This is a genomic window from Crenobacter cavernae, assembly GCF_003355495.1.
Lineage (GTDB): Bacteria > Pseudomonadota > Gammaproteobacteria > Burkholderiales > Chromobacteriaceae > Crenobacter > Crenobacter cavernae.
This window is the reverse complement of sequence record NZ_CP031337.1, coordinates 819516-844422: the sequence shown is the minus strand read 5'-3', so window position 1 is coordinate 844422 and position 24907 is coordinate 819516. Positions and strand designations below refer to the sequence as shown.

Here is a 24907-nt window from a genome sequence, read left to right as displayed (position 1 = left end):
GGCCGGCCCGATCACCGGGGAAAAGACCATGACCGCACTGACCCATCAGGACCTTTTCAGCCTCGAAGAATACGCGCGGGCTCGGCCAACGTTCCGGGCGCGCGTGATGGAACACAAGGCGCGGCGCCGCCTCGCGCTCGGCGAACACGCGACGCTCTACTTCGAGGACGCGCTGACCATGCAGTACCAGGTACAGGAAATGCTGCGCCTCGAACGCATCTTCGAGCCCGGGCTGATCCAGGACGAGCTCGACGTCTACAACCCGCTGATCCCGAGCGGGCGCAACTGGAAGGCGACCTTCATGATCGAGTACGACGACGTCGACGAACGCCGCGCGGCGCTGGCGAAGCTGATCGGCGTCGAGAAGGCGGTGTGGCTGCAGGTCGAGGGCTTCGAGAGGGTGACGCCGATCGCCAACGAGGATCTCAGCCGCGAAACGCCGGACAAGACCGCCGCGGTGCACTTCCTGCGCTTCGAGTTGACGCCCGAAATGGCGGCTGCGGCGAAGGATGGCGCGGAACTTGCCGCTGGCATCGATCATCCCGAGTACCGGGTCGAGGTGAGTCCGGTGCCGGACGCGGTGCGTTCGTCGCTGGTGGCCGACCTCGCGTGAGGGGGCGGTTGACGGAGGGGCATTAACGCATCGTGTCTCCTGTCGGGCAAGCCATGCCCTATCTCAGCCGTGGATCGGCTCGGCCAACCTTGGATTCGATGGGGCGGCGCGGCGAAGAAGAGCGGCGACGAAAAAGGCCCGACCTTGCGGTCGGGCCTTTTCTCGGCATGAGGCCGGGACGAGGCTTGCCCTCAGCCCGGTTCGCCGACCGACAGCGCGTAACGGTTCTTGCCCGACTGCTTCGCCTCGTACATCGCGCGGTCGGCCGCCGCGAGCAGCGAGTCGGGCGTCGCGTTCGACGCGGGGTGGTGCAGCGCGACGCCGATGCTGGCCGACAGGGTCACCGGCCGGCCGTCGATCTCGCGCACTGCCGACAGCGTATCGAGCAGCTTGGCCGCCACCGCCGGCGCGGCCGACGCCGGTGTGTCGAGCCCTTCGAGGATCACGGTGAATTCGTCGCCGGCCAGCCGCGCGACGGTGTCGGTCTGGCGCAATGCGCCGGTCAGGATGTCGGCGAAGCGCTTGAGCACCGCGTCGCCGAAGTCGTGGCCGTGGCCGTCGTTCAGCCGCTTGAAACCGTCGAGGTCGATGAACAACAGCGCGAAGGCCGACCGGTTGCGGCGGCTGCCCGTGATCGCGCGCGACAGCTGGCGCATGAACGCGCGGCGGTTCGGCAGTTCGGTCAGCGCATCGAGGCTCGCCTCCTGTTCGAGGCGCGACATCAGCCGCTTTCTTTCGGTGACGTCGAGCGACAGCACGTAAAAGCCTTCGATCTTGCCGTCGTCGCCGGCGTTGGGGATCAGCGTGGTGGTGACGTCGATGCGGCCGAGCCGGCAGTCGAACAGGTTCTCGAAGGTGACCTGCTCGCCCTGCAAGGCGCGCTCGAACGCGGTCTCGCTGAGCAACTCGCGCATCGGCGTGCCGGCGAGTTTCTCCGGCGGCACGCCGAACCAGTGTTCATACGCCCGGTTGTTGAACAGGTAGCGCAGGTCGACGTCGACGTAGGCGATCAGGGCCGGCATGTTGTCGGTGATGAGGCGCAGCCGTTCGCGGCTCTTGCGCAGCAGGTTTTCGGCGGCCTTGCGCTCGCTGATGTCGTGCAGGAAGGCGCTGATGATCTGCTGCTCGCCCAGATGGTTCGACGTCAGCGTCAGCTCGGCGGGGAACACGCTGCCGTCGCGCCGGCGGGCGGTGATCTCGATGCGCCGGTTCATGATGGTGCCCACACCGCTCCTTATGAAGCGCGCGAAGCCGTCATGATGCGCGCCGCGCAGCGTTTCGGGGATGACGGTCTCGGCCAGCGGTCGGCCGAGCGCCTCGGCGCGCGACCAGCCGAACACGCGCTCGGCCGACTGGTTCCATTCGATGATGTGGCCCGCCTTGTCGACCGCGATGAAGGCGTCGGTCGCGTTCTCCAGGATGGTGCTGAAGCGTTCCTCTTCTTCCGACAGCGAGCGCTGGAAGCGTTCGCGCTCGTGGATCTCGCGGTTCAGCTCGCGCTTGGCCGTCTCGAGTTCGGCGGTGCGCAGCGCTAGACGATGCTCGAGTTCGTTGCCCGCTTCGAGCCTGTGGAAAAAACGCTCGGCCAACGTCGCGAGGTCGCGCAGCGCGTCCGCGTCATCCTCGGTGAAGCGGCGCGGGCGGCTGTCGATCAGGCACAGCGTGCCGAGCCGTTTGCCGCTCAGCGAGCGGATCGGCTGGCCGGCGTAGAACGCGATGCGGCGGCCGTCCAGCACCATGTCGCGAAAGCGCGCGTCTTCGCCGGCGTTCTCGACGATCAGCGCATCGTCGCCGAGGATGGCGTGGCCGCAGAACGACACGTCGCGCGGCGTGTCGCCGACGTCGAGCCCGACCCGCGACTTGAACCACTGACGATTCTCGTCGACCAGCGACACGAGCGCGATCGGCACGCCGAACAGGCGCGACGCGGTGCGCGTGATGCGGTCGAGTTCTTCGTCGGGCGCGGTGTCGAGCGCCTCGAGACGCTGCGGTTCGTCGGAGGGGGTGGGCGGGGCCAGCATGGCGCGGTCCGGATACACGAATGCCGCCAAGTATAGCCGCAGTCGTTCCGGCTGGCGGCACCCGCCATGCCGAATGGTTGGTTTGTAGGGGGACGGTACGGGCGAAGCGGCCGGCGGGCTTCGGCCCGCAGGGGGCCGGTCGTGGCGGGGAGGCTGGCCGAGCTGCGGACGCTTCTAGGGCCGGGATCGTACGCCAGAAACGACAAGCGGCGGGGGCTCGGCCTATCCCCTCTGAAGGTTGGCCGAGCCCCGTCTTGTGTTCAGCGCCGCGCCTTGGCCACGCGGCGCCAGTGGTGCAGCAGCGGTTCGGTGTAGCCGTTCGGCTGTTCGCGTCCCTTGAACACCAGGTCGCACGCGGCCTTGAACGCGACCGACGCGTCGAAGTCGGGCGCCATAGCCCGGTAAAACGGATCGCCCTGGTTCTGGCCGTCGACCACCGCCGCCATGCGTTTCATCGTCTCGAGTACCTGCACTTCGGTGATGACGCCGTGGCGCAGCCAGTTGGCGATGTGCTGGCTGGAGATGCGCAGCGTCGCGCGGTCCTCCATCAGCGCGACGTTGTGGATGTCGGGCACCTTGGAACAGCCGACGCCCTGGTCGACCCAGCGCACGACGTAGCCGAGGATGCCCTGCGCGTTGTTGTCGAGCTCCTCTTGGATCTCGGCGGCCGACCAGGCCGGGGCCGGCTCAATCGGCACGGTCAACAGCTCGTCGATGAGGTCTTCCAACTTGCCTTCGAGCGCGCGCTGCACCGCTTCGACATCGACCTGGTGGTAGTGCAGCGCGTGCAGCACCGCGGCGGTCGGCGACGGCACCCAGGCGGTGTTGGCGCCGGCCAGAGGGTGAGCGATCTTTTCCTTGAGCATCGCCGCCATCAGGTCCGGCATCGCCCACATGCCCTTGCCGATCTGCGCGCGGCCCCTGAGGCCGCAGGCGATGCCGACCTGCACGTTGTTTTTTTCGTAGGCGGCTATCCAGCGCGAATGCTTCATGTCGCCCTTCTTCACCATCGGCCCGGCTTCCATCGACGTGTGCAGCTCGTCGCCGGTGCGGTCGAGAAAGCCGGTGTTGATGAACACCACGCGCGACGCGGCGGCGGCGATACAGGCTTTCAGGTTGACGCTGGTGCGGCGCTCTTCGTCCATGATGCCCATCTTCAGCGTGAAGCGCGTCAGGCCCAACAGGTCTTCGACGCGGCCGAAGAGTTCATTGGAAAACGCGACCTCGGCCGGGCCGTGCATCTTCGGTTTGACGATGTAGACCGAGCCCGTGCGCGAGTTGCCGCCGGGGCGCTCTAGGTCGTGGATGGCGATCAGGCTGGTGACGACGGCGTCGACGAGGCCTTCGGGCACCTCGTCGCCGTTTTCGTCGAGCACCGCCGGGTTGATCAGCAGGTGGCCGACGTTGCGGACGAACATCAGCGAGCGCCCCGGGAGCGTCAACGTGCCACCGTCGGCGGCGGTGTAGTCGCGGTCCGGGTTCAGCCGGCGCGTGATCGCCTGGCCGTGCTTGCTGACGTTTTCGGCGAGGTCGCCCTTCATCAGCCCCAGCCAGTTGCGGTAGATGACGACCTTGTCGTCGGCGTCGACCGCGGCGACCGAGTCTTCGCAATCCATGATGGTGGTGATCGCCGCCTCGATCAGGATGTCCTTCACGCCGGCCGCGTCGTGCGCGCCGATGGGGTGGGATTTGTCGATCTGGATCTCGAAATGCAGGCCGTGGCGCTTGATGAGGACGGCCGACGGCGCCGCCGCCTCGCCTCGGTAGCCGAGGAACTGGCCGGGCTCGGCCAACGTTGCGACGGCGCCGTCGTCAAGAACGGTTTCGAGTCGCCCGCCTGCCACGCGGTAGGCGGTGGCCGATGCGTGCGAGCCTTGGGAGAGCGGCGCGCTGGAATCGAGAAAGTCGCGCCCGAAGGCGATGACGCGGGCGCCGCGCACCGGGTTGTAGCCGACGGTGCGAGCCGCGTCGCCCTCGTCGGGGATCGCGTCGCTGCCGTACAGCGCATCGTACAGGCTGCCCCAGCGGGCGTTGGCGGCGTTCAGCGCGTAGCGCGCGTTCATCACCGGCACCACTAGTTGCGGGCCGGCCTGTTCGGCGATCTCGACGTCGACGTTGTCGGTGTCGACCACAACCGCATCCGGCGCGTCGACCAGGTAGCCGATGGACTTCAGGAAGGCCTGGTAGGCGCCCATGTCGGCGATCGGCCCCGGATGCCGGCGGTACCAGTCGTCCAGTTCCGCTTGTAGTCGGTCGCGCTCGGCCAACAGCGCCCGGTTCTTCGGCGCCAGATCGTGCACCAGCGCGTCGACGCCGCGCCAGAAGGCGGCGGCGTCGAGACCGGTACCCGGCAACGCCTCCTGTTCGATGAAACGATGGAGGACTTCGGCCACCTGGAGGCGGTGGCAGCGGATACGTTCGGTCATGGTTCTTCTTTCCTGGCTGGGCGGCGGGCCGCAAGCCCGCGCGTTTACGCCCTTACAGCCCCAAGGCGGCGATGCCGACCTTGGCGATGCGGGCGTCGAGATCCGGCGTCAGACCGGAAATGCCGACCGCGCCGACGACTTGGCCGTCGACCAGCACCGGCACGCCGCCTTCGAGCATGCCGCTCAGGATCGGGGCCGACAGGAAGGCGGTGCGACCGTTGTTGATCATGTCTTCGAAGTTCTTCGACTCGCGGCGGCCGAGCGCGGCGGAACGCGCCTTCTCCATTGCAATGTAGGCGCTGATCGGCGCGCAGTCGTTCATGCGCACCAGGCCGAGCGGGTGGCCGCCGTCGTCGACGACGGCGATCGAGACCTTCCACTGGTTGCTTTCGGCTTCCTGGCGGGCGGCGTTCAGGATGGTGTTGATTTCGTCGAGGGTCAGTACGGCTTTTTGTTGCATGTCTCAGCTCCTTGTTGTGATTGGTTTGCGCGCTTGTCGGCCAGCATCTTGTCGACGAGCTCCACCCAGTGTCCGACCGGGGTGGCGGTGCCGCTTTGCAGGTGCCCGATGCAGCCGGCGTTGCCGGAGACGATCATTTCCGGCTCGGTTCCGGCGAGCGCTTCGAGCTTATTGTCGCGCAATTTCAAAGACAACTCAGGTTGTAATACCGAATAGGTGCCTGCCGAACCGCAGCAAAGGTGGCTGTCGGCGGGCAAGAAAACGGTAAGTCACAGACTTTACAGCAGTTTTTCGCATGGCCGCGCACCTTCTGCCCGTGTTGCAAGGTGCACGGCGGGTGGTAGGCGACGCGCTTTAGCGGCGACGCGGCGACGAGCTCGGCCAAGCTTTGCGCCCCGGGCGCGAGCACTTCGGAGAGATCGCGCGCCAGCCCGCTGACGCGCCGCGCCTTTTCAGCGTAGTCCGTGTCGTGCTTCAGGTAATGGCCGTATTCCTTGACGGTGACGCCGCAGCCGGACGCGTTGATCACGATCGCCTCGACGCCTTGTTCGACAAATGGCCACCACGCGTCGATGTTGCGCCGCATGTCGTTAAGGCCTGGTTCCTGCTCGTCAAGGTGGTAGCGGATCTCGCCGCAGCAGCCGGCAGACAGCGGCGAGATCAGTTCTATGCCCAGCGCGTCGAGCGCGCGCGGTCTCGTGGTTGATGTTGGGCAGCATCGTCGGCTGCACGCAGCCTTCGAGCACCTGCTTGATCAGATAGATCCGGCCGCGCGGGCCGTCAAGCTCGTCGCCGAGCAGCTGGTAGGTCGGGCAGGTCGCGCCGCTTAACCGTACGTGCAGCCCCCCGTCGTGCCAGACGTTGGCCGAGATCGGCAGCGGCCGGGCCGCCCCATTGGTTCAGCTGCTTCAGCGCGTCGGCCTCGTCCATCTCGAAGCGCGGCGTCGCCTCGGCGAACGGGCGCGGCAGCACCTTGAGCGACGCCTCCAGAATTAAACCCAAGGTACCGAGCGAGCCGGCGACGTTCTTCATCACCTGGCCGCCGAAGGTCAGCGCCTGGCCCTTTTCCCGAGAGCAGCACGACGCCGAGGATGAAGTCTCGCAGCGCGCCTGCCGACGCGCGGCGCGCACCTGACCTTCATCCGGGGCAATGTGAACTGACGCTCCCGCTTGGCCGAGGGCCGCGTAAAAAAAGCCGCGACGCGTGTCGCGGCTTTTTTTGTGTGGCACGGCGTGTCTAGGCGGCGACCGCCGCCTGCGGCTAGAGTGGAGCCATCGGCCAAGCGGCCTCACTCCCTCCTACACGATGCCTGCAACGACGGCGATTCCCGCCCCTGTACGCCGAGTCACCCCGCTGGCGGGCCTGCTGCCTTTCCTGCGACCCTACCGCTGGCTCGGGCTGCTGGCCTTTGTGGCGCTGGGCATCGCCGCCGGTGCGACGCTGGTCTTGCCGGTCGCATTCCGCAACCTGATCGACCGGGGTTTCAGCCCGGCGAGCCAGGGGCATATCGACCGCTATTTTCTGCTGCTGTTCGGCGTGTCCGTCGTGCTGGCCGTGGCGACGGCCGCCCGCTTCTACCTGGTGTCATGGCTGGGCGAGCGGGTGACGGCGGATGTCCGCAATGCGGTCTATCGCCACGTGATCCGGATGAGTCCCGAATACTTCGAGACGACGCAGACCGGCGAGGTGCTGTCGCGGCTGACGACCGACACGACGCTGGTGCAGACCGTCATCGGCACCAGCCTGTCGATGGGGTTGCGCAATCTGCTCTTGATGCTAGGCGGTCTCGCGATGCTGACCGCGACCAGCCCGAGCCTGACCGGCTACATCCTGGTCACGCTGCTGCTGGTGGTTCTGCCCATCGTGGTGTTCGGCCGCCGGGTGCGGCGCTTGTCGAAGTCCAGCCAGGACCGGATCGCCGATTCCAGCGCCATCGCGGGGGAGACGCTGAACGCGGTCCCGACCGTGCAGGCGTTCGGCCAGGAACCCTACGAGACGGAGCGTTTCACCCGCTCGGTCGAAACCAGTTTCCAGGCCGCGCTGGCGCGTATCCGCGCGCGGGCGCTGCTGACCGTCGCCGTGATCCTGCTGGTGTTCGGCGCGATCGTGTTCGTGCTCTGGCTCGGCGCCCACGAGGTGCTCGGCGGCCGGATGAGCCTCGGCCAACTGGGGCAGTTCATCCTGTACGCCGTCGTGACCGCGGGGGCGATCGGCGCGATCGCAGAAGTGTGGGGGGATCTACAGCGGGCCGCCGGGGCGACGGAGCGGCTGATGGAGTTGCTGGCGCTGCGTTCCCCGGTAGCAGAAGCCGACGGAACACGGGTGCTGCCCTCCAGCGGCGCCGGCATCGCCTTTGAGGGCGTGACGTTTTCCTACCCGTCGCGGTCCGGGCAGCCGTCGCTACACGCTATCGAGCTGCGGATCGCGCCGGGGGAACACATCGCGCTGGTCGGGCCGTCGGGCGCCGGCAAGTCGACCTTGTTCCAGTTGCTGCTGCGTTTTTACGACCCGCAACACGGGAGGCTCACGCTCAATGGGGTCGATCTGCGGGAGATCGGCTTGGCCGGGCTGCGCCGCCATATCGGCGTGGTGCTGCAGGATTCGGTGATATTCGGCGCCAGCGCGCTGGAGAATATCCGCTACGGCCGGCCCGACGCGACCGATGCCGAGGTGCAGGCGGCGGCAGAGGCCGCGGCGGCCCACGAGTTCATCGAACGGCTGCCGCAAGGCTACGACACCTACCTGGGCGAGCGCGGCGTCCGTCTGTCCGGCGGCCAGCGCCAGCGCATCGCCATCGCGCGCGCCATCCTGAAAAATCCGCCGGTGCTGCTGCTCGACGAAGCGACCAGCGCGCTCGACGCCGAGTCGGAGCGACTGGTGCAGCAGGCGCTGGAGCGCGCGGCCGAGAACCGGACCACGCTGGTCATCGCCCACCGGCTGGCGACGGTCAAGAAAGCCGACCGCATCGTCGTTCTCGACCAGGGGCGTATCGTCGCCGAAGGCACGCACCAGACGCTGCTCGGCGCTTCGCCGCTCTACGCACGCCTCGCCGCCTTGCAGTTCGGCCCGGAGGCGTAGCACGCCGCGGGCAGGTCGAATAGGCCGGGGATCATTTCCCTTCAGGCGTCAAACCAGGACATGGCGCACCTCGGCAAAGTAGCGGTGAATCTGTTGCTCGATGCGCGCATCGATCATCGCATCAGGCCGTTTGCCATGCGGACAGGCGAGTCGCGGGGTCGTTCCGAACAAACGGCAGATCAGCGGGCGCTCGGCGTAGACCTGGCACCCTTTTTCGCCAAGGTGCGGGCAGCTCAGGTCGGCGAGCGCGGCCGCATGTTCTTCCTCGCTTTTGACCGGCAGCCTCGCCATCTCCTCTGTGGAGGTGGTCACCGGCCCGCAACAGTCGTGGCATCCGGGTTTGCACTCGAAGGAGGGAATACGCGCCCGGAAAAACCGGATCTTCTGACTATTGGGGGTCATGGGATGTCGTTTCTAAGCCGCTTTTCGGAACGTCAGGTTGATCCGCTGCCCACCCAGCAGCGGGTGGAGTCCGTCCTTGAGGGGCATCACCCCGTGATAGCGCAGCCTCGCCGGCCCGCCCCACACCACCACGTCACCGTGCGTCAGTGGCACACGGGCCGGCTTGTCATCCCGGCGTGATCCGCCGAACAGAAAAACCGCAGGCAGGCCGAGCGAAACCGAGACGATAGCTTGGCCGAGGTCGTGCTCGTTCTTGTCCTGGTGCAAGGAGAGCCGTGCCCCCGGCGCGTAGCGATTGACGAGGCAGGCGTCGGGCGCGAAACCGTCGAAGCCGGCGCGAGCCGCCGCGTCCGTCGCCAATTGCAGAAAGGCATCCGGCAGGCGGGGCCACGGGCGGCCGCTTTCCGGGTCTGCCGTGTCGTAGCGATAGCCGGTGCTATCGCTCACCCAGCCGTAGGTGCCGCAGTTCGTCATTGCGACGGACATGCAAAAACCGCCCGGCGTGACCATGCGGCGGAACGGCGCCGCGGCGGCGATGTCATCCAGCGCCGCGAGCAGGGCCGCTTCATCCGGCATGGCGAAACCGCGCAGCACCATCGCGCCCGGACACAGTTCCTCGCTCCATGTCTGATTCTCGTCGCTGAATAGATCGGGTGTCATCCGTCCGGCCTCACGTCGCGTCGTGGAAGGTGACGCCGGCCAGTCCGGCGATGGCCGGTGTCTTGTCGAGAGTCGCATTCATGACTTGGCTTCCTTTTCCAGCAGCGCGCGCTTGCGTTCCACGCCCCAGCGATAGCCGGACAGCCCGCCGTCGTTGCGCACCACGCGATGGCAGGGGATGGCGACCGCCAGCGCGTTCGCTGCGCAGGCTCCCGCGACGGCCCTCGCCGCCTTCGGGGCGCCGATACGGTTTGCGATGTCGGTGTAACTGGCCGTTTCGCCGGCCGGAATCTCGCGCAGCGCCTGCCACACGCGCTGCTGAAACGCCGTGCCGCGCACGTCCAGCGGCAGGTCCAGGCCGAGCGCCGGCGCTTCCACGAACCCGACCACTCTGGCGACCAGCCGTTCGAATTCCCCGTCGCCGCCGATCAGGTCGGCGCGCGGGAAGCGGTCTTGCAGGTCGCGAGCCAGTTCGTCGGGATCGTCGCCGATCAGAATGGCGCACACGCCGCGTTCGCTCTGGGCGACGAGTATCGCGCCGAGCGAGCATTCGCCGACGGCGAAGCGGATCTCGGTATTGGCGCCGCCGGCGCGGTAGTTGCTCGGCGTCATGCCCAGCATCGCGTCCGATTTTTCATAGAAGCGGCTGTTGGCGTTGTAGCCGGCGCCGAAAATGGCTTCCGTCACCGTGCCGCTGCGGCCGAGTTCGTGACGTACGCGTTCCTCGCGCTGCGCCGCCGCGTACTCCCTCGGCGTCAACCCGGTGATGTGCTTGAACACGCGGTGGAAGTGGTAGGGGCTGACGCCGACGCGCCTGGCCAACGCGTCGAGAGTGGGCGCGCTTTCCGACGCCTCGATGATCCGGCACGCTTCGGTGACCTTCGCCGCGTATTGCTCGGCCAACGAAGGCTGGTCGGGCTTGCACCGCTTGCAGGGCCTGAAGCCCGCCCGCTCGGCGTCCGCGCGCGTCGCATGGAACCGGACGTTTTCGGGGCGTGCCAGCCGCGCTGCGCACGAAGGGCGGCAGTACACGCCGGTGCTCTTGACCGAGTAATAGAACGTGCCGTCCGCCTTGGGGTCGCGAGCGACGACGGCGGCCCAGCGGGGGTCGCTTTCCGTCGCGGCGGCGAGTCGCGCGTTTTTCGCTGTGGCGTTCATGATGCGTTCCTTTCCGAGGTCCACATGATGAAGGTGAATGTAGCCGCGGACGCAAACGGTTTCACTCCGGACCTTGCTCTCGAATTCGACCGCCGTCGAGACGAAGGCAGGGCGGCTGCCACCGCAAACAGGGGGATAGACACGCCTGTCTTGCCGGCGTTCGGGCTCGGCGGGTTTCGGCGGCAGGACGCCGGAGGTCAACCGGAGGGATGGGACACCTAGCGGTGCGGCGCATCGACGCCCGGGCGCGCCGAGAGGGCCCGTGCGATGAAGTCGCGCGGCACCTTGGTGCGTGGGGCTCGGCCATAGAACCAGCTTCGAACATCCTCTTCGAGGCCGATGCCATGCATGTAGTTGTAGAGCGCCTTGTTCAGCGCATCGCCCAGCGCATCGTGATCGACGCCGGTCGGGTCGATGAATCCGACGTCGTTTTTCGCAAAGGTGACCGGCGGCAGCGGCTCGAGCGAGACGCCGTACTCTTCCGGATTCTTGCCGACCGGCGAATGCACCGTGCAGGCGAAACGGTGGAAAAAGCCGGACTGGATGCAGCCGGTGTCGAACAGTTGCCGAACGTATTCGAGCGCGTCCACCGTGTCCTGCACGGTCTGGGTCGGGAATCCGTACATCAGGTAGGCGTGCACCAGGATGCCGGCCTCGGTGAAGCCGCTCGTCACCCGGGCGACCTGCTCGACCGAAACGCCTTTTTTCATCAGCTTGAGCAGGCGGTCGGACGCGACCTCAAGCCCACCGGAGATGGCGATACAGCCGCTGTCCGCCAGCAGCTGGCAAAGATCAGGGGTGAACGACTTCTCGAAGCGGATATTGCCCCACCACGAGATCGAAACCTTCCTTCTGAGCAGTTCCTCGGCGAGCGCCTTCAACACCTTTGGCGGCGCGGCCTCGTCGACGAAATGGAAGCCGGTCTGTCCGGTTTCCGCGACGATCGCCTCGATCCGGTCGACGAGGGTGGCGGCGGAGGCCGCTTCGTAGCGCGAGATGTAGTCGAGGCTGATGTCGCAGAAGCTGCACTTCTTCCAGTAACAGCCGTGGGCGACGGTCAGCTTGTTCCAGCGCCCGTCCGACCACAGCCGGTGCATCGGGTTGAGCATGTCCAAGAGCGACAGATAACGATCGAGCGGCAGGCCGTCCCAGGTCGGCGTACCGACTTCGCCGAAGGGCACGTCCAGCTCGGCGAAGTTGATGTAGCGGACTTCCGAAGTCTCGGCGCTACGCACGAAGGTACGCACCAGGCGCTGCTGCGAGCGCTTGCCTTGCAGGTGCTCGAGCAAGGCCAAGAGCGGGCGCTCGCCGGCATCGAGCATGACGTAGTCGAAATGGTCGAACACGCGAGGCTCGGCCAACTCGCGCAGCTCGGTGTTCACGAAGCCGCCGCCGAGCGCGATCTTGATCGACGGATTGTGCGCCTTGATCGTCTGCGCGATGCGGAAGGCCGCATACACCGCGCCCGGGAAGGGAACCGACACCAGGACCAGATCCGGCGAGTGCCGCGCCACGGCCTGAAGCGTCAGCTCGCGCAGCGTGCTGTCGACCAGGTTGAGCGGCGCCGCCAGCGCGCTGGCGAGCGGGTCGAAGGTGGGCTGGCTTTGCGCGAGGGATTCTGCATAGCGCACGAATTCGAAGCGCGGATCGACCGCGTCGCGCAGCACGTCGGCGATATCGTTCAGATAAAGCGTGGCCAGGTGTCTGGCCCGGTCTTGCATGCCGAGCGCACCGAACGCCCAGGCCAGAGGATCGCCGCCGTCTTCGTCGATATAGACGTCGAGCGATTCGAAGCGCTGCCCTTCGGGCAGGAAGTTGCGCCCGCAGATACGATGGCCGACGGTGGAGTCGCGCCCCTGCAGGAACGCCACGGTCGGCGCAATCGTCATCCGGTAGCGATCGAACTGATCGAGAAACGCGCTGACGCGATGCGAGCGTTTGCGTGCCGGCATGGCCTCGATCCGCTCGCGGATAGCCGACAGCCCGTCGGGGGAAAACAGCTCGAGGACCAGCGCCAACGCCAGGTCTTCCTGCACGGCATCCACGCCGCGTGAGCGCAGGAAGCCGGTCAGGTAGGCCGTCGATGGGTAGGGCGTGTTGAGCTGCGTCATCGGCGGGATCACCGACAACACGCGGATGGACTGGCCTAGCATAGAAAAGCCCCGGACATTACGGCCGCTTGCGGCACGCCAGTGCGAGGGTCGCTGACCGGCGCCACACCCTCTTCGGGCCTCGACCCGTTTCGAACCCACCTCATTGCTTCATGCTCCACACCTTCCATCGTCCGCCGATTTTACGCGCGCACCAGGCTGACGCGACCCTCTATTTTGCCAGAAGCGGCTATTGGGTATTGCCGGGTTGACCGATCCTGGCCGTAGGCGTTCTTTCGGCTAGGGACTCTGGCCGGTAGCTGGGGTATAAAATGCAGGATTCCAAATCCACTTCGCCTAAGGCCGATTAGAAACTCATGACCCTGGAACCGCTCCTTCGCTTTCTGCATATTGCCGGCGTCACCCTGTGGGTCGGCGGCATGTTCTTCGCGTACGTCTGCTTGCGCCCGGCCGTGGCTGAACTGCTCGAGCCACCGCAACGGCTGCGGCTCTGGCAACGCGTCTTTGCGCGCTTTTTCGTCTGGGTGTGGGGGGCCGTCGTCCTGATCCCCGCCAGCGGCCTCATCCTGCTCGGCCGCGTCGGCTTCGCCGCCGCTCCGCTCAACTGGCACCTGATGCTGACGAGCGGCGTCGTCATGGTCGCGATCTTCGTCTACGTCGCCACCGGCCCCTACGCCGCACTCAAGCGAGCCGTCGATGCCGAGGACTGGAAGGCCGGCGGCGCTGCGCTCAATCGCATCCGGCGGGCGGTCGGGTCGAACTTGGTGCTCGGTGTCCTGACCATCGGGCTGGCGACGCTCGGGCGTATGCTGGGCTAGCGCGCCGTCGGCGTAAGCATCAGTCGACGCGGGTGTGATGTCCATGGCTTCACGGCCGACCGCAAATGGCCGGTCGAAATCGGCGTTGATTGGAGTTTGTGCCGGGAAATGTCGGGATCAATCGACCGCGCGTGGCCTAAGTCGGCCGCGGCCCGCCAATTCCTCGGGTGGCATTAGCGGAAGGTGGCGCGTGGCCTTGGTCAAGCCGCCTGTACATGGCCTCCAGACTGGGTAAGCAAGATCAGGCCGAACCGCCCCCCGTGCAGTTCGGCCTGTTCATGATTCCGGTTCACTGAAAACAGCAAACTACCTAGCGCTGGGCGGACAACAACGCCTCGTCCACCAGTGCCTTCAGCTGTTCATAGCCAAAGCTAGGCAATGGTTTTCCGTTGACGAAGAACTCCGGTGTCTTGGTGACGTTGAGGGTTCGGGCATCCTCAATGTCCTGGGCGATCACGCTGGCGATTTCCGGGGAATTCATGTCCGCCTGCATCTTTGCCAGATCCAGCCCCAATCCTTCGAGGTGTTTCCAGACCAGATCCGTCTGCGCCGTGTGGTTCGGCGCCCAGTCGGCCTGCGCCGTCAACAAGGCTTCCAGTACCGGCCAGAACTTGCCCTGCTTGCGCGCCGCTTCCAGCACGGCCACGAGTTTGTCCGACCCCTCGTGGAAGGGGGCGTAACGCAGCACCAGCCGAATCTGGTCCGGATTGGCAGCCATCATCTCCTTGACCCGTGGATAGAACGCCCGGCAGGTTTCGCAGGCGGGATCGAGAAACTCGACGATGGCGACCGGCGCATCGGCCTTGCCAAGGGTCGGCGAATGCATGCGCACGAGAGCTTCGCGATTCAGGTCGGCCAGTTGTGCGGACTGGTCGCGTTTTTCGCCCTTGTAGGCCAGTGCGCCGCCCAGGAATGCCAGCAGCAGGACAACGGCGGCCACGATAAACAACGTCTTTTGCTTCATTTGGAACCTCGAAGATGCGTCGCGATCAGCAACGCAGTAATGATTGAAAAAGCTGCGGCCGACAGTAGTGGAATCGTCACAAAGCCAAACCACTCGATCACCGTTTCCGAGCAGGGCACGCCCTGCGTGCAGGGCTGGACGTTTTCAGGAATCACCCCGGCGAGCAGGAGCAGGTGGAAGGCCGCAAACAGCCCGCCGAGCACGGCCAACGGCAGCGCATAGCGGACCACTTTCCGGTCGAAGGGGAACAGCCCCATCGGCAAGATCAACGCGAGCGGAAACATGAAGATGCGTTGATACCAGCAGAGGACGCAGGGTGGCAGGTGCATCACCTCGCCGAAGAACAGTGCGCCGAGCGTCGACACGCTGGCGATCAGCCAAGCGCCAAAAACCAGCATCCACGCCGTCGATTCATTGCGCGTACGCGCAGGAAGTTCCATGACCGTCATCGATAGAATTGCTTTCGTCAGAGTTTGCTGTTGGTCTGGAGCCGGAATCACAGCGCGAATTCCGGCACCGGTTTAGGCATTCAGAAACGTTGCCCTATGAGCGAGTGGGTACGGCATCAACGCCGGGCATAGACTAACGCGTTGCCACTACGGGTGTAGGCCATGACCGAGTACGGCTGCGGCTTGGCTCCAGGGGCTTCCATGCCAGGCGAGCCGATCGGCATGCCGGGGGTGGCCAGCCCGGCGATGCGCGGCTTGTCCTTCAGCCCCTTGGCGACCAGGTCGGCCGGCACGTGACCTTCGAGGGTATAAGCGCCAGCTTGCGCGGTATGGCACACACGCAGTTTCTGCGGCACCCCGAGCCGGTCTTTGACCGGAGTGACGTCGTCCATTGAAACGGTTTTGACGGTAAAGCCGGCGGCTTCCAGGTGATGCGCCCAAGCGGTGCAACACTCGCACTGCTTGTTCTTGTACAGGGTGACGGTGGGGAGTGCCGCCCAGGCCGGGAGGCTGATAAGACCGAATACAGCGGCACTGGTCAGGGTAATGAACGAACGGATCATGATGGGTTTTCCTTCAAATCCAGCCCGCTCGCTATCGCTCGGCAACGTTGGCCGAGAACAAGGTAGGAGGGGCATGAATGAATTTCACGGGTGGGCAGAACGGCGCGGGTCGGCCGTTCCGCCGGCATATTGCGTCAGGAAAATGTCAGATCCGGGGAGGACGCTCGGGCGGCGCGATAGTCCGCTCCAAGAGAGGGGGAGGCTCGTGGGCGAGCCTTGGAGTCAGAACGGCGGTTCCCGCCAAGACGGGCATGGCCGGCAAGGCGGTCAGTTGTGGGGAGCAGCAATCGGCACCGGTTTTCGCCATGCCATGCAGGGTGTCAGCCTTGTCCTTGTCGACATGGGCGGGACACACGCCAGATGGCGGGCTGCAGGTGCTACCGGACAGCACGCCCGTAGCCATGCCCATGGCGTGCAGGGGCAGCAGCGCCAAGGCAAGGAGCAGGTAGGCAATCCGGAACAGTTTCATCATGAGCCGAAGTGTGAGCGGCCGTCCGACCGGGAACAAGCCGACCCCAGGGCCGGCTTGCCGAAGTCACCGATCAGTCGAACAACTCTTCCCAGAACGATTTGCGACGGTGACCGTGCTTGCCGTGCTGGTGGCGATCATCGTGATGATAGGAGGCGGGCTGCGACGGGTAACGCGGATCCGGCTGTGGGTGCCGGGGCTGCGCTTGGGAGGCTGGCTGAGTTGCCGGCGCGTCGTCAGGCGAGCGTTCGATGATCTTGTCGAGCTCGCCGCGGTCCAGCCACACGCCGCGGCATTGCGGGCAGTAATCGATCTCGATCCCTTGGCGCTCACTCATGACCAGCGTGGCATCGGGGCATACCGGGCATTTCATCGTTGTCCTTTCGCGGTAACACAGGTTTTCCAAATGGGGCAGCCGTTGGCCGGCCGCACCGGTCTGACGTTCATCGGATAGCGTGCACGGAGCCTGGCACGCTGGGCATGGGTGCAGGCGCGGCGTAGTCAAAGACCCGGAATGGCAGCAGGAGTTCCGCTTCGTCGGCATCACCAACTTGCTTGCCGCACGGCGGAATCAGTGGCGCAGCAGCCGAAGCCCGTTTCCGACCACCAGCAGGCTCGCCCCCATGTCGGCGAATACCGCCATCCACATCGTACCCAGGCCAAGCAGGGTCAGCGCCAGAAACACCGCCTTGATGCCCAGCGCCAGCGCAATGTTCTGCACCAGCACCGAGCGCGTGGCTTGCGACAGGCGGACGAAGGTCGGGATCTTGCGCAGGTCGTCGTCCATCAAGGCGACGTCGGCCGTCTCGATCGCGGTGTCGGTGCCCATCGCGCCCATCGCGAAACCGATATCGGCGCGCGCCAGCGCCGGTGCGTCGTTGATGCCGTCGCCGACCATGCCGACCGTCCCATCGGCCAAGAAAGCCTCGACCGCTTTCAGCTTGTCTTCGGGCTGCTGGTTGCCGCGGGCCCGGTCGATCCCGACCTGCTGGGCGATCGCCTCGGCGGTGTGCGGATTGTCGCCGGTCAGCATCACGGTCTTGACCCCCAGCCGGTGCAGGTCGGCGATCGCGGCGCGGCTGGAATCCTTTACCGTGTCGGCCACGGCGAACAAGGCCAGCACCTGGCTATCGTCGATCAGCATGACGACCGTTTTGCCTTGGCGTTCCAGCGTGTCGAGTCGGGCCTCGAGCTTTGCGGAGCAACGGCCCAATTCCTCGACCAGGCGATGGTTGCCGAGGCTATACGCCTTGCCCTCGATCACGCCGCGCACGCCGCGTCCGGGCAGCGCCTCGAACGCGTCGACGTTCTCGCGCGTGATTCCATCGGCGTCGGCGGCTTGGGCAACGGCTTGCGACACCGGATGGTCGGAGCGGCCGGCCAGACTGGCGGCCAGGCGCCGACTGCGCGCGGCATTCACGTCGGCGCACAACTCGAAGTCGGTCTGCACCGGCTTGCCGTGCGTCAGGGTGCCGGTCTTGTCGAGCGCCAACCACGCCAGCTTGCGCCCTTCCTCCAGATAGACGCCGCCCTTGATCAGGATCCCGTGCCGTGCAGCGGCCGCCAGGCCGCTGACGATCGTCACCGGCGTCGAGATCACCAGCGCGCACGGGCAGGCGATCACCAGCAATACCAAGGCCTTGTAGACCCAGTCGTGCCAGCTGCCCCCCATCAGCAACGGCGGCAGAACGGCGACAGCGAGCGCGATCGCGAACACGATCGGCGTATAGACGCGGGCGAACTGATCGACAAAGCGTTGCGTCGGCGCTTTCGCCCCTTGCGCTTCCTCGACCGCGTGGATGATGCGCGCGAGGGTGGTGTTGCCTGCCGCCGCCGTGACCCGGAACTCAAAGGAGCCTGACTCGTTGATCGTACCGGCAAACACGGCATCGCCTGCGGCCTTGTCCACCGGCAGGCTCTCCCCGGTAATCGGCGCCTGGTTCACCGTCGAGCGGCCCCGCACGATATCGCCGTCCAACGCGATGCGCTCGCCCGGCTTGACCCGGACTACGCTGCCCACCATGACGGCCTTGGAGTCCGTCTCCCGCCACGAGCCATCCGCTTGCTGCACAGAGGCCGTCTCCGGAGCCAGTTTCAGCAGCCCCTCGATCGCGTTGCGTGCGCGATCGAGCGACTTGACCTCGATCAGCTCGGCGATCGTGAACAGCACCATCACCATCGCCGCCTCCGGCCACTGCCCAATCAGTAGGGCGCCGGTCACGGCAATGCTCATCAGCGCGTTGATGTTCAGCTTACCGTTGCGAATCGCCACCCACCCCTTCTTGTAGGTGGTCAGTCCGCAAGCGATGACAGCCAGAATGGCGAGTGCGGCGGCCAGCCCGCCGGGTAAGCCTAACCAGCCCACCGCCTCCGACGCGATGGCTGCCACGCCGGCCAGGGCCAACGGCCACCAGGGCTTTTTCGGCTCCTCGGTAGCGGCGAGTTGGCCGCTGGCGTCAGGCACTTCCGGTTGAAAGCCGAGTGAACGCACCGCCTCCAGCACCGGATCCAGCGCGTTCGGCGCATGCACCACCGTCAGCACGCGCTGCATCAGGTTGAACTCCATGCTCTTGACCGACGCCATGCCGGCCAGCTTGTTACGGATCAGCGCCTCTTCGGTGGGGCAATCCATCTGCATGATGCGGATCGCGGTCCGGGCACCGTCTGCCACGACCGCCGGAGGGGCCAAACTGCCGAATGCAACGGGCGCGGAGGAACAACATTGACCGCCAGCATGGTCATGGTCGTGTTGGTGAGTCTGCGAAGCGGCGGGAGCGGGAACGCGATATTTCCCGCCCGCCTGGCTGTGGGCAAGGGCGTGATCATGGGGAAGGTCGGCATGACCGTTCCTATGGGCAGGTTCGTGATCGTGGTCGCAGCAGCCGGCCATGGTGGGACTCCATTTTTCGTCGTATGCTCGGCATTCAACACCCTGAAGCTGCTACAGGGTCAAGCGGAAAAGGACTGCCCATGAAAATCGGCGAATTGGCGAAGCAGGCCGGCTGCCTGGTCGAGACGGTGCGCTACTACGAACGCGAGGGCTTGCTGCCCGCCGCGGTGCGCGATGAAGCCAACAACTACCGGCAGTACGACCACGGCCACCTGGAGCGGTTGACGTTCATCCGCCGCTGCCGGGCACTGGACATGACCCACGGCGAGATCCGGGCGCTGCTGCAGGCACGCGTCGAACCGGACGCCAGCTGCGAGTCGATCAACGAGCTGATCGACGCCCATCTGGAGCATGTCCAGGCTAGGATGGCGGAATTGAAGGCGCTGGCCGCGCAGCTGACCGAACTGCGTGGCCAGTGCCATGCGGCCCGGGCGACGCGCGACTGCGGCATCCTGCGCGAACTCGATCAGCCCGGCGACGCGGCCTGGCGCAGCCCGTCCGCGCTGCCGAGCCATGTCGCCGGCAGCCATTGCGCCACCGACCCGGCATCGTCTTCTGGAAAGCACTGATGAAATCGCTGGATTTTTCGCCGGCGGTACTGGCCGCCCTGGGCGCCGCCGCCCTGTTCGGCGCGAGTACCCCCTTCGCCAAGCTGTTCGCCGGCAGCGTTTCGCCGTTCCTGCTGGCCGGACTGCTGTATCTCGGCAGCGGCGTCGGCCTGACTCTGGTCAGGCTGTTTCGCGACCGCGGCTGGAAATCTCCGGGATTGCCAATGGTCGAGTGGCCGTGGTTGCTCGGTGCGATTGCCGCCGGCGGCGTCGCCGGACCGGTGCTGTTGATGGCCGGGCTGGCACACACGGAAGCGGCGACGGCTTCGCTGCTGCTCAACCTCGAAGCGGTGCTGACCGCCGTGCTCGCCTGGGTGGTGTTCCGTGAAAACGCCGATCGCCGCATCGTGCTCGGCATGGTGCTGATCGTCGCCGGCGGGGCACTGCTGGCTGTCCCGGGTGCAGGCCAAGCCACGGCCGGATTCGCTGGCCCCGCGCTGATCGCGGCGGCGTGCCTCGCCTGGGCCGTCGACAACAACCTCACGCGCAAGGTCTCGGCCAGCGACGCGCTGTTCATCGCTGGAATCAAGGGGCTGGTTGCCGGCTCGGTCAACCTGGGCGTGGCATTGTTCGCTGGCTCGACCTTGCCAACCGTTACCGTCGCCGCCCCGGCCATGCTGATCGGTTTCCTGGGCTATGGCGTGAGCCTGGTGTTGTTCGTGCTGGCGCTGCGCGGTTTGGGCGCCGCGCGGACCGGCGCCTACTTCTCGACCGCGCCGTTCATCGGCGCCGCCACGGCGATCCTGATGCTGGGTGACAGCACGTCGCTGCTGTTCTGGCTGGCAAGTGCGCTGATGGCGGCCGGCGTGTGGCTGCACCTGACCGAGCGGCATGAACACGAGCATAGCCACGAAGCCCTCGAGCATCGCCATCGGCATGTACACGATGCGCACCATCAGCACGAGCATGATTTCGAGTGGGACGGCACCGAACCGCATACCCACCCGCATCGCCATATCCCTGTCACGCATAAGCACGCGCATTACCCGGACATCCACCACCGCCATCGGCATTCATAGCTTGCAAGTCCGAGTCCGAAAGCACAAACGGCTTGGATGACTCGACAAGCGCACCGGTGTGGTGTGCTTTTCAATCAGTGTGATCGTCACGCTCACCGGCGGGTTCGTTAAGTGGTCCGCGGAGTCGTCATCATGATTGGAATTTCTCGTCATCCTTTGCCGCGCCCTCCAATCATGGCCGGAAACGGGGTGGCTGAGCTTGCGGACATGCCAACGCGTGGCAAATGAAGCCGTTGGAGCTTTGGGAAGAGGGGGCGGAAAACACAAAAGCTCCCGGACGGGAGCTTTGTCTTGGGCCTTGTGTCTCACGCTAAAACACATCGGTATGCCGCCAGCTGTGCCCGTAGGTTTTTTGGCTGGACTTATATTGGACTTACGGAAAAATCGAGACCGACAAAAAACGAAAAAATTCGCCGTAAGTCGTTGAATTTATTGGTGGACCGGATGAGGATCGAACTCACGACCTTCGCATTGCGAACGCGACGCTCTCCCAGCTGAGCTACCGGCCCCTGATGATGATTGTATGCATGGTGGGTGGGTGCTGACAAGCGGATCGCGCGTGCGGGTTTTGGAGTACACTAGCGGGGTTTAGTGGAGGTTCCAGCATGAGCATGTACCAGTCTGACTTTACCGAATTCATGAACGGTTTTCTGAAGCAGAACCCGGAGATCGACAGCGAGCGTCGCGAGCTGCGCCTGACCTGGTGGGACAGGAAGATCGATCTCGACGAGCAGCGTCGCTTCAAGGAAGCATGCGTGCCGCAGAAGCCCTACGTCTACCAGCCCGACTGAGCGGCGGTAGAGCGCCCCTAGAACGCCCTTTCGGGCGTTTTGTCATTTGAAAGAGGCAAGATGACGCGGCGAACGATGTCGCTCGACAACCGTCTGTACGACTACCTGCTCGGCGTCGGCGTGAACGAATCGCCGGCGCTCGCGCGCTTGCGCGAGGAGACAGCGAACCATCGGCTCGCCAAGATGCAGCTCGCCCCCGAGCAGGGGGCTTTGCTCCAGTGGCTGGTGAGGCTGACCCGCGCGCGACGTTATCTCGAGATCGGCGTTTTCACCGGCTACAGTTCGCTGGCGGTGGCCGAGGCGCTGCCGCCGGACGGCGAGATCGTCGCCTGCGACGTGTCCGACATCTTCACGCAGATCGCACGCGAGCACTGGCGCGCTGCCGGTGTCGACGGCAAGATCGAACTTAGGCTTAAGCCTGCGCTCGAAACGTTGGCCGAGCTGCTGGAGCAAGGCCAGGCCGGCCGCTTCGATATCGCGCTGATCGACGCCGACAAGCCGAACACGCCGGCCTACTTCGAGGCGTGCCTGAAACTGGTGCGTCGCGGTGGCGTGATCGCCATCGATAACGTGTTCCTTAACGGCCGCGTGGCCGACCCGCAGCCCGACGATCCGCCCGGCGTCGGCATCCTCGCCGCGTTCAACACGGCCTTGATCGCCGATCCGCGCGTCGACGTGACGGTGCTGCCGATGGGCGACGGGCTGACGCTCGCGCATGTGCGCGGCGGAATGGAACGCGCCGTCCGAACTGAATAAAGACAGAACCCGACCATGCTGAACCGACGACCCCGCCGCCAGATGAACCAGATGAACGTCGTGCCCTACATCGACGTGATGCTGGTGCTGCTGGTGATCTTCATGGTGACCACGCCGCTGTTCACGCCCGGCGTGATCGACGTGCCGAGCGTGTCGAACGCGCGCGCCGTCGAGACGCAGCCGCTCGAACTGCAGCTCTTGTCCGACGGCCAGGTGAAGCTGGTCGATGAAAGCCGGGTGCAGCCTTTCGAGTCGATCGAGGCGGCGCTGCCGCGCGTCGCCGAACTCGCCGCCAGCGGCCGGCCGGTCGCGGTGTCGGCGTCGGGCGAGGCGAAGTACCAGGACGTGGTGAAGGTCGCCGACGAGCTGTACGAGGCCGGCGTCAAACGCGTCGCCTTGACCGTCAAGCAGGACAGCACGGCCCGATGAGTCCGCGTCGCACTTCCTGGCCTTGGTTCGCGTCGCTCGTGCTGCACGCCCTGATCGGGCTGGCGGTGCTGTGGGCCCAGTGGTGGCAGCCGAAGAACGTGCCGCAGCCGGCCTTGTCGGTCGAGCTGTGGGAAGGCGGCGGCGCGCCGGCCGCCAAGACCGCCGCGGTCGAGGTCGAGCCGGTCGCGCCGGTGGAGGCCCCGTCGCCGGCTCCGGCACCGCAGCCGCCCGCGCCGCCGGCCGAGATCAACCTCGGCCGCAAGCCGCCAAAGGATACGCCGCCCAAGCCCGAGCCCGAAACGCCGAGGCCGGTGCATAAGCCCGAACCCAAGCCCGAACCGAAACCGCAGCCCAAGCCGGTGCCCAAGACGGAAGCTAAGCCCGAACCCAAGCCGAAGGCCAACGCCAAGCCTGCGCCGGACAAAATGGCCAAGGCCGACGCCAAGCCGGCGAAACCCGCCAAGCCGGCCGGCCGCGCGAGCCAGGAGGCCGACGACATGTTGGCCGAGCTCGGCCAGGGCAGCAAAGGTACTGGTAAGGACCGCGTCACGCAGGCCGGCGCGAAGGGGCAGGGCGTCGAAGGCGGTGCGGTCAATGGCTCGGCCAACCTTGCTGCCTATCAGAACCGCGTGGTGCAGAAGGTGCGCCCGCTGGTGCAGGTCCCCGACGATTTGTCCGGCAACCCGTCAGTCGAGCTGCGGGTGGCGCTGTTGCCCAGCCTCGAAGTGCGCGGCGTGCAAGTGATCAAGTCGAGCGGCAATGCCGCCTACGATGCGGCGGTACAGCGCGCGGTGAAAGAGGCGCGCACCTTCCCCAGCCTGATGCCGGGCATGGCTTTCGACGACGTCCGGACGGTCAGGCTGGTGTTCCGCCCGCATTGAATGACTGCCCGATTTTGAACCCTGCTGGAGAACCCATGTCGATGTTTACTCGTTCCCCTGGCTGGCGAAGCTGGCTGATGGGCCTGATGTTGCTGGGCGTCGCGCTCGTCGCGCGCGCCGAAATGACGGTAGAGATCGTCGGCGGCGCAGCGAGCCGGCTGCCGATCGCGATCGCGCCGTTCAAGGACGAGACGAGCCGCGTGCGCGAGCCGCTGACGCCGACGGTGAAGAAGGACCTGGTCTTCACCGGCGCGTTCAGCATCGTGCCCGCCGACGGCGTCGCCAACCTGCCGTTCACGCCGCAGGAAGTCCGCTACCCCGACTGGCAGGGCGCTGGCGCCAAGTATCTGGCGGTCGGCAAGGTCGAGGCGGCCGGCGGCGGCGAGGTGAAGATCCGCTTCCAGCTCCTGGAAGTGGCGAGCCGGCGTCAGTTGACGCAGGGCGAATTCACCGTGCCGCCCGAGCGCGCGCGCGACGTCGCGCACACGATCGCCGACATGATCTACGAGGCGATCACCGGGCAGAAGGGCGTGTTCAATACGCGCATCGCCTACGTGCTGCAGAGCGGCCGCGACTACCAGCTGCAGATCGCCGACGTCGACGGCAGCCGCCCGCAGACGGTGTTGCGCTCGAAAGAGCCGATCATCTCGCCGGCGTGGTCGCCGAGCGGCCGTTACCTCGCCTACGTGTCGTTCGAGACCAAGAAGCCGGTGGTGTGGGTGCAGGACCTGTCCACCGGCGAGCGCCGCGCGGTCGGCAACTTCAAGGGCAGCAACTCGGCACCGGCTTGGAGCCCGGACGGTACGCGCCTCGCGCTGACGCTGACCACCAGCGGCAACTCGCAGATCTACGTGATGAACGCCGAGGGCGGTTCGCCCAAGCGCGTCGCCTACGGCGAGGCGATCGATACCGAGCCGACGTGGACGCCCGACGGCAACAGCCTCTTGTTCGTGTCAGACCGCAGCGGCGGCCCGCAGATCTACCGCGTCGACGCGAACGGCGGCACGCCGCAAAGGCTGACCTTCCAGGGCGGCTACAACGTGTCGCCGAAGGTCGCGCCCGACGGCAAGCGCTTCACCTTCATCCGCAAGGAAGGTGGGCGCTTTCGCGTGATGGTGCAGGAATTCGGCAGCCACGACTCGCGCGTGCTGTCCGACGCCGCGTACAACGAACGCCCGAGCTTCGCGCCGAACGGCCAGATGGTGCTCTACGCGAGCGACGAAGGCCGCCAGAGCGTGCTGTACGCGATCAACCCCGAGAACGGGCAACGCATCCGTCTGGGCACCGTCAACGGCGACGTGCAGGACCCGGCCTGGGGGCCGTTCAACACGCCTTAACCC

The 24907-nt window shown here is 66.0% G+C and carries 26 protein-coding genes and 1 tRNA gene; 10 read left to right on the top strand and 17 right to left on the bottom strand.

What is annotated here, in order from left to right:
- Positions 1 to 28 precede the first annotated feature (28 nt).
- Positions 29 to 613: a DUF3501 family protein gene (locus tag DWG20_RS04170; protein ID WP_181880969.1), complete on the top strand. Its 585-nt coding sequence runs from the start codon at positions 29 to 31 to the stop codon at positions 611 to 613.
- Positions 614 to 804: 191 nt separating this feature from the next.
- Here DWG20_RS04170 and DWG20_RS04165 read toward each other — a convergent pair whose 3' ends face one another.
- The 6 genes from DWG20_RS04165 to DWG20_RS16080 all read right to left on the bottom strand — a co-directional run bounded on the left by DWG20_RS04165 (position 805) and on the right by DWG20_RS16080 (position 6651).
- The gene (locus DWG20_RS04165) at positions 805 to 2634 is read right to left on the bottom strand and encodes a sensor domain-containing diguanylate cyclase (RefSeq protein ID WP_147289912.1); all 1830 of its coding nucleotides are present in this window, start codon (positions 2632 to 2634) and stop codon (positions 805 to 807) included.
- A gap of 260 nt (positions 2635 to 2894) precedes the next feature.
- The gene (locus DWG20_RS04160) at positions 2895 to 5060 is read right to left on the bottom strand and encodes a malate synthase G (protein ID WP_115432620.1); all 2166 of its coding nucleotides are present in this window, start codon (positions 5058 to 5060) and stop codon (positions 2895 to 2897) included.
- Positions 5061 to 5112: 52 nt separating this feature from the next.
- On the bottom strand, positions 5113 to 5520 hold the full coding sequence (locus DWG20_RS04155; protein WP_115432619.1) for a heme-binding protein: 408 nt from the start codon (positions 5518 to 5520) through the stop codon (positions 5113 to 5115).
- Positions 5499 to 5714 carry a hypothetical protein gene (locus DWG20_RS16340; protein WP_342767283.1) on the bottom strand — a complete coding sequence of 72 codons (216 nt, stop codon included), beginning with the start codon at positions 5712 to 5714 and terminating at the stop codon, positions 5499 to 5501. Before DWG20_RS16340 ends, DWG20_RS04155 begins: the two co-directional genes overlap by 22 nt.
- Positions 5705 to 6148 carry a hypothetical protein gene (locus DWG20_RS16335; RefSeq protein WP_245944805.1) on the bottom strand — a complete coding sequence of 148 codons (444 nt, stop codon included), beginning with the start codon at positions 6146 to 6148 and terminating at the stop codon, positions 5705 to 5707. The genes DWG20_RS16340 and DWG20_RS16335 overlap by 10 nt, the downstream gene beginning before the upstream one ends.
- Positions 6149 to 6300: 152 nt before the next feature.
- A complete protein-coding gene (locus DWG20_RS16080) occupies positions 6301 to 6651 on the bottom strand; it encodes a hypothetical protein (RefSeq protein ID WP_220272006.1) in 351 nt (116 codons plus the stop codon).
- A gap of 175 nt (positions 6652 to 6826) precedes the next feature.
- Here DWG20_RS16080 and DWG20_RS04145 point away from each other — a divergent pair, with 175 nt between their 5' ends.
- Entirely contained in the window at positions 6827 to 8599 is a 1773-nt protein-coding gene (locus DWG20_RS04145) for an ABC transporter transmembrane domain-containing protein (protein ID WP_115432618.1), read from the top strand.
- A 48-nt stretch (positions 8600 to 8647) separates the two neighbouring features.
- Here DWG20_RS04145 and DWG20_RS04140 read toward each other — a convergent pair whose 3' ends face one another.
- The 4 genes from DWG20_RS04140 to DWG20_RS04120 all read right to left on the bottom strand — a co-directional run bounded on the left by DWG20_RS04140 (position 8648) and on the right by DWG20_RS04120 (position 12972).
- A complete protein-coding gene (locus DWG20_RS04140; RefSeq protein ID WP_115432617.1) occupies positions 8648 to 9001 on the bottom strand; it encodes a YkgJ family cysteine cluster protein in 354 nt (117 codons plus the stop codon).
- A 12-nt stretch (positions 9002 to 9013) separates the two neighbouring features.
- On the bottom strand, positions 9014 to 9661 hold the full coding sequence (gene alkB / locus DWG20_RS04135; protein ID WP_115432616.1) for a DNA oxidative demethylase AlkB: 648 nt from the start codon (positions 9659 to 9661) through the stop codon (positions 9014 to 9016).
- Between the two features lie 78 nt (positions 9662 to 9739).
- Positions 9740 to 10819 (bottom strand): bifunctional DNA-binding transcriptional regulator/O6-methylguanine-DNA methyltransferase Ada, encoded by a 1080-nt coding sequence (ada, locus tag DWG20_RS04130; protein WP_115432615.1) that lies wholly within the window; start codon positions 10817 to 10819, stop codon positions 9740 to 9742.
- A 218-nt stretch (positions 10820 to 11037) separates the two neighbouring features.
- Entirely contained in the window at positions 11038 to 12972 is a 1935-nt protein-coding gene (locus DWG20_RS04120) for a B12-binding domain-containing radical SAM protein (protein ID WP_115432613.1), read from the bottom strand.
- A 314-nt stretch (positions 12973 to 13286) separates the two neighbouring features.
- Between DWG20_RS04120 and DWG20_RS04115 the strand changes: the two genes are divergently transcribed.
- Positions 13287 to 13748, top strand: coding sequence for a CopD family protein (locus DWG20_RS04115; RefSeq protein WP_115432612.1), 462 nt, complete (start codon positions 13287 to 13289; stop codon positions 13746 to 13748).
- A gap of 310 nt (positions 13749 to 14058) precedes the next feature.
- Here DWG20_RS04115 and DWG20_RS04110 read toward each other — a convergent pair whose 3' ends face one another.
- The 6 genes from DWG20_RS04110 to DWG20_RS04085 all read right to left on the bottom strand — a co-directional run bounded on the left by DWG20_RS04110 (position 14059) and on the right by DWG20_RS04085 (position 18831).
- Positions 14059 to 14712, bottom strand: a complete 654-nt coding sequence (locus tag DWG20_RS04110; protein ID WP_115432611.1) for a DsbA family protein — start codon at positions 14710 to 14712, stop codon at positions 14059 to 14061.
- Entirely contained in the window at positions 14709 to 15161 is a 453-nt protein-coding gene (locus DWG20_RS04105; protein ID WP_220272005.1) for a disulfide bond formation protein B, read from the bottom strand. Before DWG20_RS04105 ends, DWG20_RS04110 begins: the two co-directional genes overlap by 4 nt.
- A 116-nt stretch (positions 15162 to 15277) precedes the next feature.
- Positions 15278 to 15724, bottom strand: a complete 447-nt coding sequence (locus tag DWG20_RS04100) for a DUF411 domain-containing protein (protein ID WP_115432610.1) — start codon at positions 15722 to 15724, stop codon at positions 15278 to 15280.
- A gap of 145 nt (positions 15725 to 15869) precedes the next feature.
- The gene (locus tag DWG20_RS04095) at positions 15870 to 16196 is read right to left on the bottom strand and encodes a hypothetical protein (RefSeq protein ID WP_115432609.1); all 327 of its coding nucleotides are present in this window, start codon (positions 16194 to 16196) and stop codon (positions 15870 to 15872) included.
- Between the two features lie 70 nt (positions 16197 to 16266).
- Positions 16267 to 16566, bottom strand: coding sequence for a TFIIB-type zinc ribbon-containing protein (locus DWG20_RS04090; protein ID WP_115432608.1), 300 nt, complete (start codon positions 16564 to 16566; stop codon positions 16267 to 16269).
- Positions 16567 to 16764: 198 nt separating this feature from the next.
- Positions 16765 to 18831, bottom strand: a complete 2067-nt coding sequence (locus DWG20_RS04085) for a heavy metal translocating P-type ATPase (protein WP_425451599.1) — start codon at positions 18829 to 18831, stop codon at positions 16765 to 16767.
- Between the two features lie 332 nt (positions 18832 to 19163).
- Between DWG20_RS04085 and cadR the strand changes: the two genes are divergently transcribed.
- Both cadR and DWG20_RS04075 read left to right on the top strand, forming a co-directional pair.
- Positions 19164 to 19652, top strand: coding sequence for a Cd(II)/Pb(II)-responsive transcriptional regulator (gene cadR, locus DWG20_RS04080; protein ID WP_115432606.1), 489 nt, complete (start codon positions 19164 to 19166; stop codon positions 19650 to 19652).
- A complete protein-coding gene (locus tag DWG20_RS04075; RefSeq protein ID WP_115432605.1) occupies positions 19652 to 20710 on the top strand; it encodes a DMT family transporter in 1059 nt (352 codons plus the stop codon). The genes cadR and DWG20_RS04075 overlap by 1 nt, the downstream gene beginning before the upstream one ends.
- A 433-nt stretch (positions 20711 to 21143) precedes the next feature.
- On the opposite strand, the gene DWG20_RS04070 is transcribed toward DWG20_RS04075, so the two are convergent.
- Positions 21144 to 21219, bottom strand: a tRNA-Ala gene (locus tag DWG20_RS04070).
- A 96-nt stretch (positions 21220 to 21315) separates the two neighbouring features.
- On the opposite strand from DWG20_RS04070, the gene DWG20_RS04065 reads away from it, so the two are divergent.
- Genes DWG20_RS04065 through tolB form a run of 5 tightly spaced genes read left to right on the top strand, consistent with a single transcriptional unit; the run spans position 21316 to position 24904 of the window.
- On the top strand, positions 21316 to 21501 hold the full coding sequence (locus DWG20_RS04065; protein ID WP_245944766.1) for a DUF3460 family protein: 186 nt from the start codon (positions 21316 to 21318) through the stop codon (positions 21499 to 21501).
- A gap of 60 nt (positions 21502 to 21561) precedes the next feature.
- Complete coding sequence (locus DWG20_RS04060) at positions 21562 to 22257, top strand: class I SAM-dependent methyltransferase (RefSeq protein WP_115432604.1); 696 nt, start codon at positions 21562 to 21564, stop codon at positions 22255 to 22257.
- A 15-nt stretch (positions 22258 to 22272) separates the two neighbouring features.
- On the top strand, positions 22273 to 22686 hold the full coding sequence (locus tag DWG20_RS04055; RefSeq protein ID WP_115432603.1) for a biopolymer transporter ExbD: 414 nt from the start codon (positions 22273 to 22275) through the stop codon (positions 22684 to 22686).
- Positions 22683 to 23567, top strand: coding sequence for an energy transducer TonB (locus DWG20_RS04050; protein WP_115432602.1), 885 nt, complete (start codon positions 22683 to 22685; stop codon positions 23565 to 23567). Before DWG20_RS04055 ends, DWG20_RS04050 begins: the two co-directional genes overlap by 4 nt.
- Before the next feature lie 35 nt (positions 23568 to 23602).
- A complete protein-coding gene (gene tolB / locus DWG20_RS04045) occupies positions 23603 to 24904 on the top strand; it encodes a Tol-Pal system beta propeller repeat protein TolB (RefSeq protein WP_245944765.1) in 1302 nt (433 codons plus the stop codon).
- The last annotated feature ends 3 nt before the right edge of the window (positions 24905 to 24907 follow it).

Coding starts and splice junctions, on each gene's coding strand:
- DWG20_RS04170 (WP_181880969.1), top strand. CDS start 29: ATGACCGCACTGACCCATCAGGACCTTTTCAGCCTCGAAGAATACGCG.
- DWG20_RS04165 (WP_147289912.1), bottom strand. CDS start 2,634: ATGCTGGCCCCGCCCACCCCCTCCGACGAACCGCAGCGTCTCGAGGCG.
- DWG20_RS04160 (WP_115432620.1), bottom strand. CDS start 5,060: ATGACCGAACGTATCCGCTGCCACCGCCTCCAGGTGGCCGAAGTCCTC.
- DWG20_RS04155 (WP_115432619.1), bottom strand. CDS start 5,520: ATGCAACAAAAAGCCGTACTGACCCTCGACGAAATCAACACCATCCTG.
- DWG20_RS04145 (WP_115432618.1), top strand. CDS start 6,827: ATGCCTGCAACGACGGCGATTCCCGCCCCTGTACGCCGAGTCACCCCG.
- DWG20_RS04140 (WP_115432617.1), bottom strand. CDS start 9,001: ATGACCCCCAATAGTCAGAAGATCCGGTTTTTCCGGGCGCGTATTCCC.
- alkB (WP_115432616.1), bottom strand. CDS start 9,661: ATGACACCCGATCTATTCAGCGACGAGAATCAGACATGGAGCGAGGAA.
- ada (WP_115432615.1), bottom strand. CDS start 10,819: ATGAACGCCACAGCGAAAAACGCGCGACTCGCCGCCGCGACGGAAAGC.
- DWG20_RS04120 (WP_115432613.1), bottom strand. CDS start 12,972: ATGCTAGGCCAGTCCATCCGCGTGTTGTCGGTGATCCCGCCGATGACG.
- DWG20_RS04115 (WP_115432612.1), top strand. CDS start 13,287: ATGACCCTGGAACCGCTCCTTCGCTTTCTGCATATTGCCGGCGTCACC.
- DWG20_RS04110 (WP_115432611.1), bottom strand. CDS start 14,712: ATGAAGCAAAAGACGTTGTTTATCGTGGCCGCCGTTGTCCTGCTGCTG.
- DWG20_RS04105 (WP_220272005.1), bottom strand. CDS start 15,161: ATGACGGTCATGGAACTTCCTGCGCGTACGCGCAATGAATCGACGGCG.
- DWG20_RS04100 (WP_115432610.1), bottom strand. CDS start 15,724: ATGATCCGTTCGTTCATTACCCTGACCAGTGCCGCTGTATTCGGTCTT.
- DWG20_RS04095 (WP_115432609.1), bottom strand. CDS start 16,196: ATGATGAAACTGTTCCGGATTGCCTACCTGCTCCTTGCCTTGGCGCTG.
- DWG20_RS04090 (WP_115432608.1), bottom strand. CDS start 16,566: ATGAAATGCCCGGTATGCCCCGATGCCACGCTGGTCATGAGTGAGCGC.
- DWG20_RS04085 (WP_425451599.1), bottom strand. CDS start 18,831: ATGCAGATGGATTGCCCCACCGAAGAGGCGCTGATCCGTAACAAGCTG.
- cadR (WP_115432606.1), top strand. CDS start 19,164: ATGAAAATCGGCGAATTGGCGAAGCAGGCCGGCTGCCTGGTCGAGACG.
- DWG20_RS04075 (WP_115432605.1), top strand. CDS start 19,652: ATGAAATCGCTGGATTTTTCGCCGGCGGTACTGGCCGCCCTGGGCGCC.
- DWG20_RS04065 (WP_245944766.1), top strand. CDS start 21,316: ATGAGCATGTACCAGTCTGACTTTACCGAATTCATGAACGGTTTTCTG.
- DWG20_RS04060 (WP_115432604.1), top strand. CDS start 21,562: ATGACGCGGCGAACGATGTCGCTCGACAACCGTCTGTACGACTACCTG.
- DWG20_RS04055 (WP_115432603.1), top strand. CDS start 22,273: ATGCTGAACCGACGACCCCGCCGCCAGATGAACCAGATGAACGTCGTG.
- DWG20_RS04050 (WP_115432602.1), top strand. CDS start 22,683: ATGAGTCCGCGTCGCACTTCCTGGCCTTGGTTCGCGTCGCTCGTGCTG.
- tolB (WP_245944765.1), top strand. CDS start 23,603: ATGTCGATGTTTACTCGTTCCCCTGGCTGGCGAAGCTGGCTGATGGGC.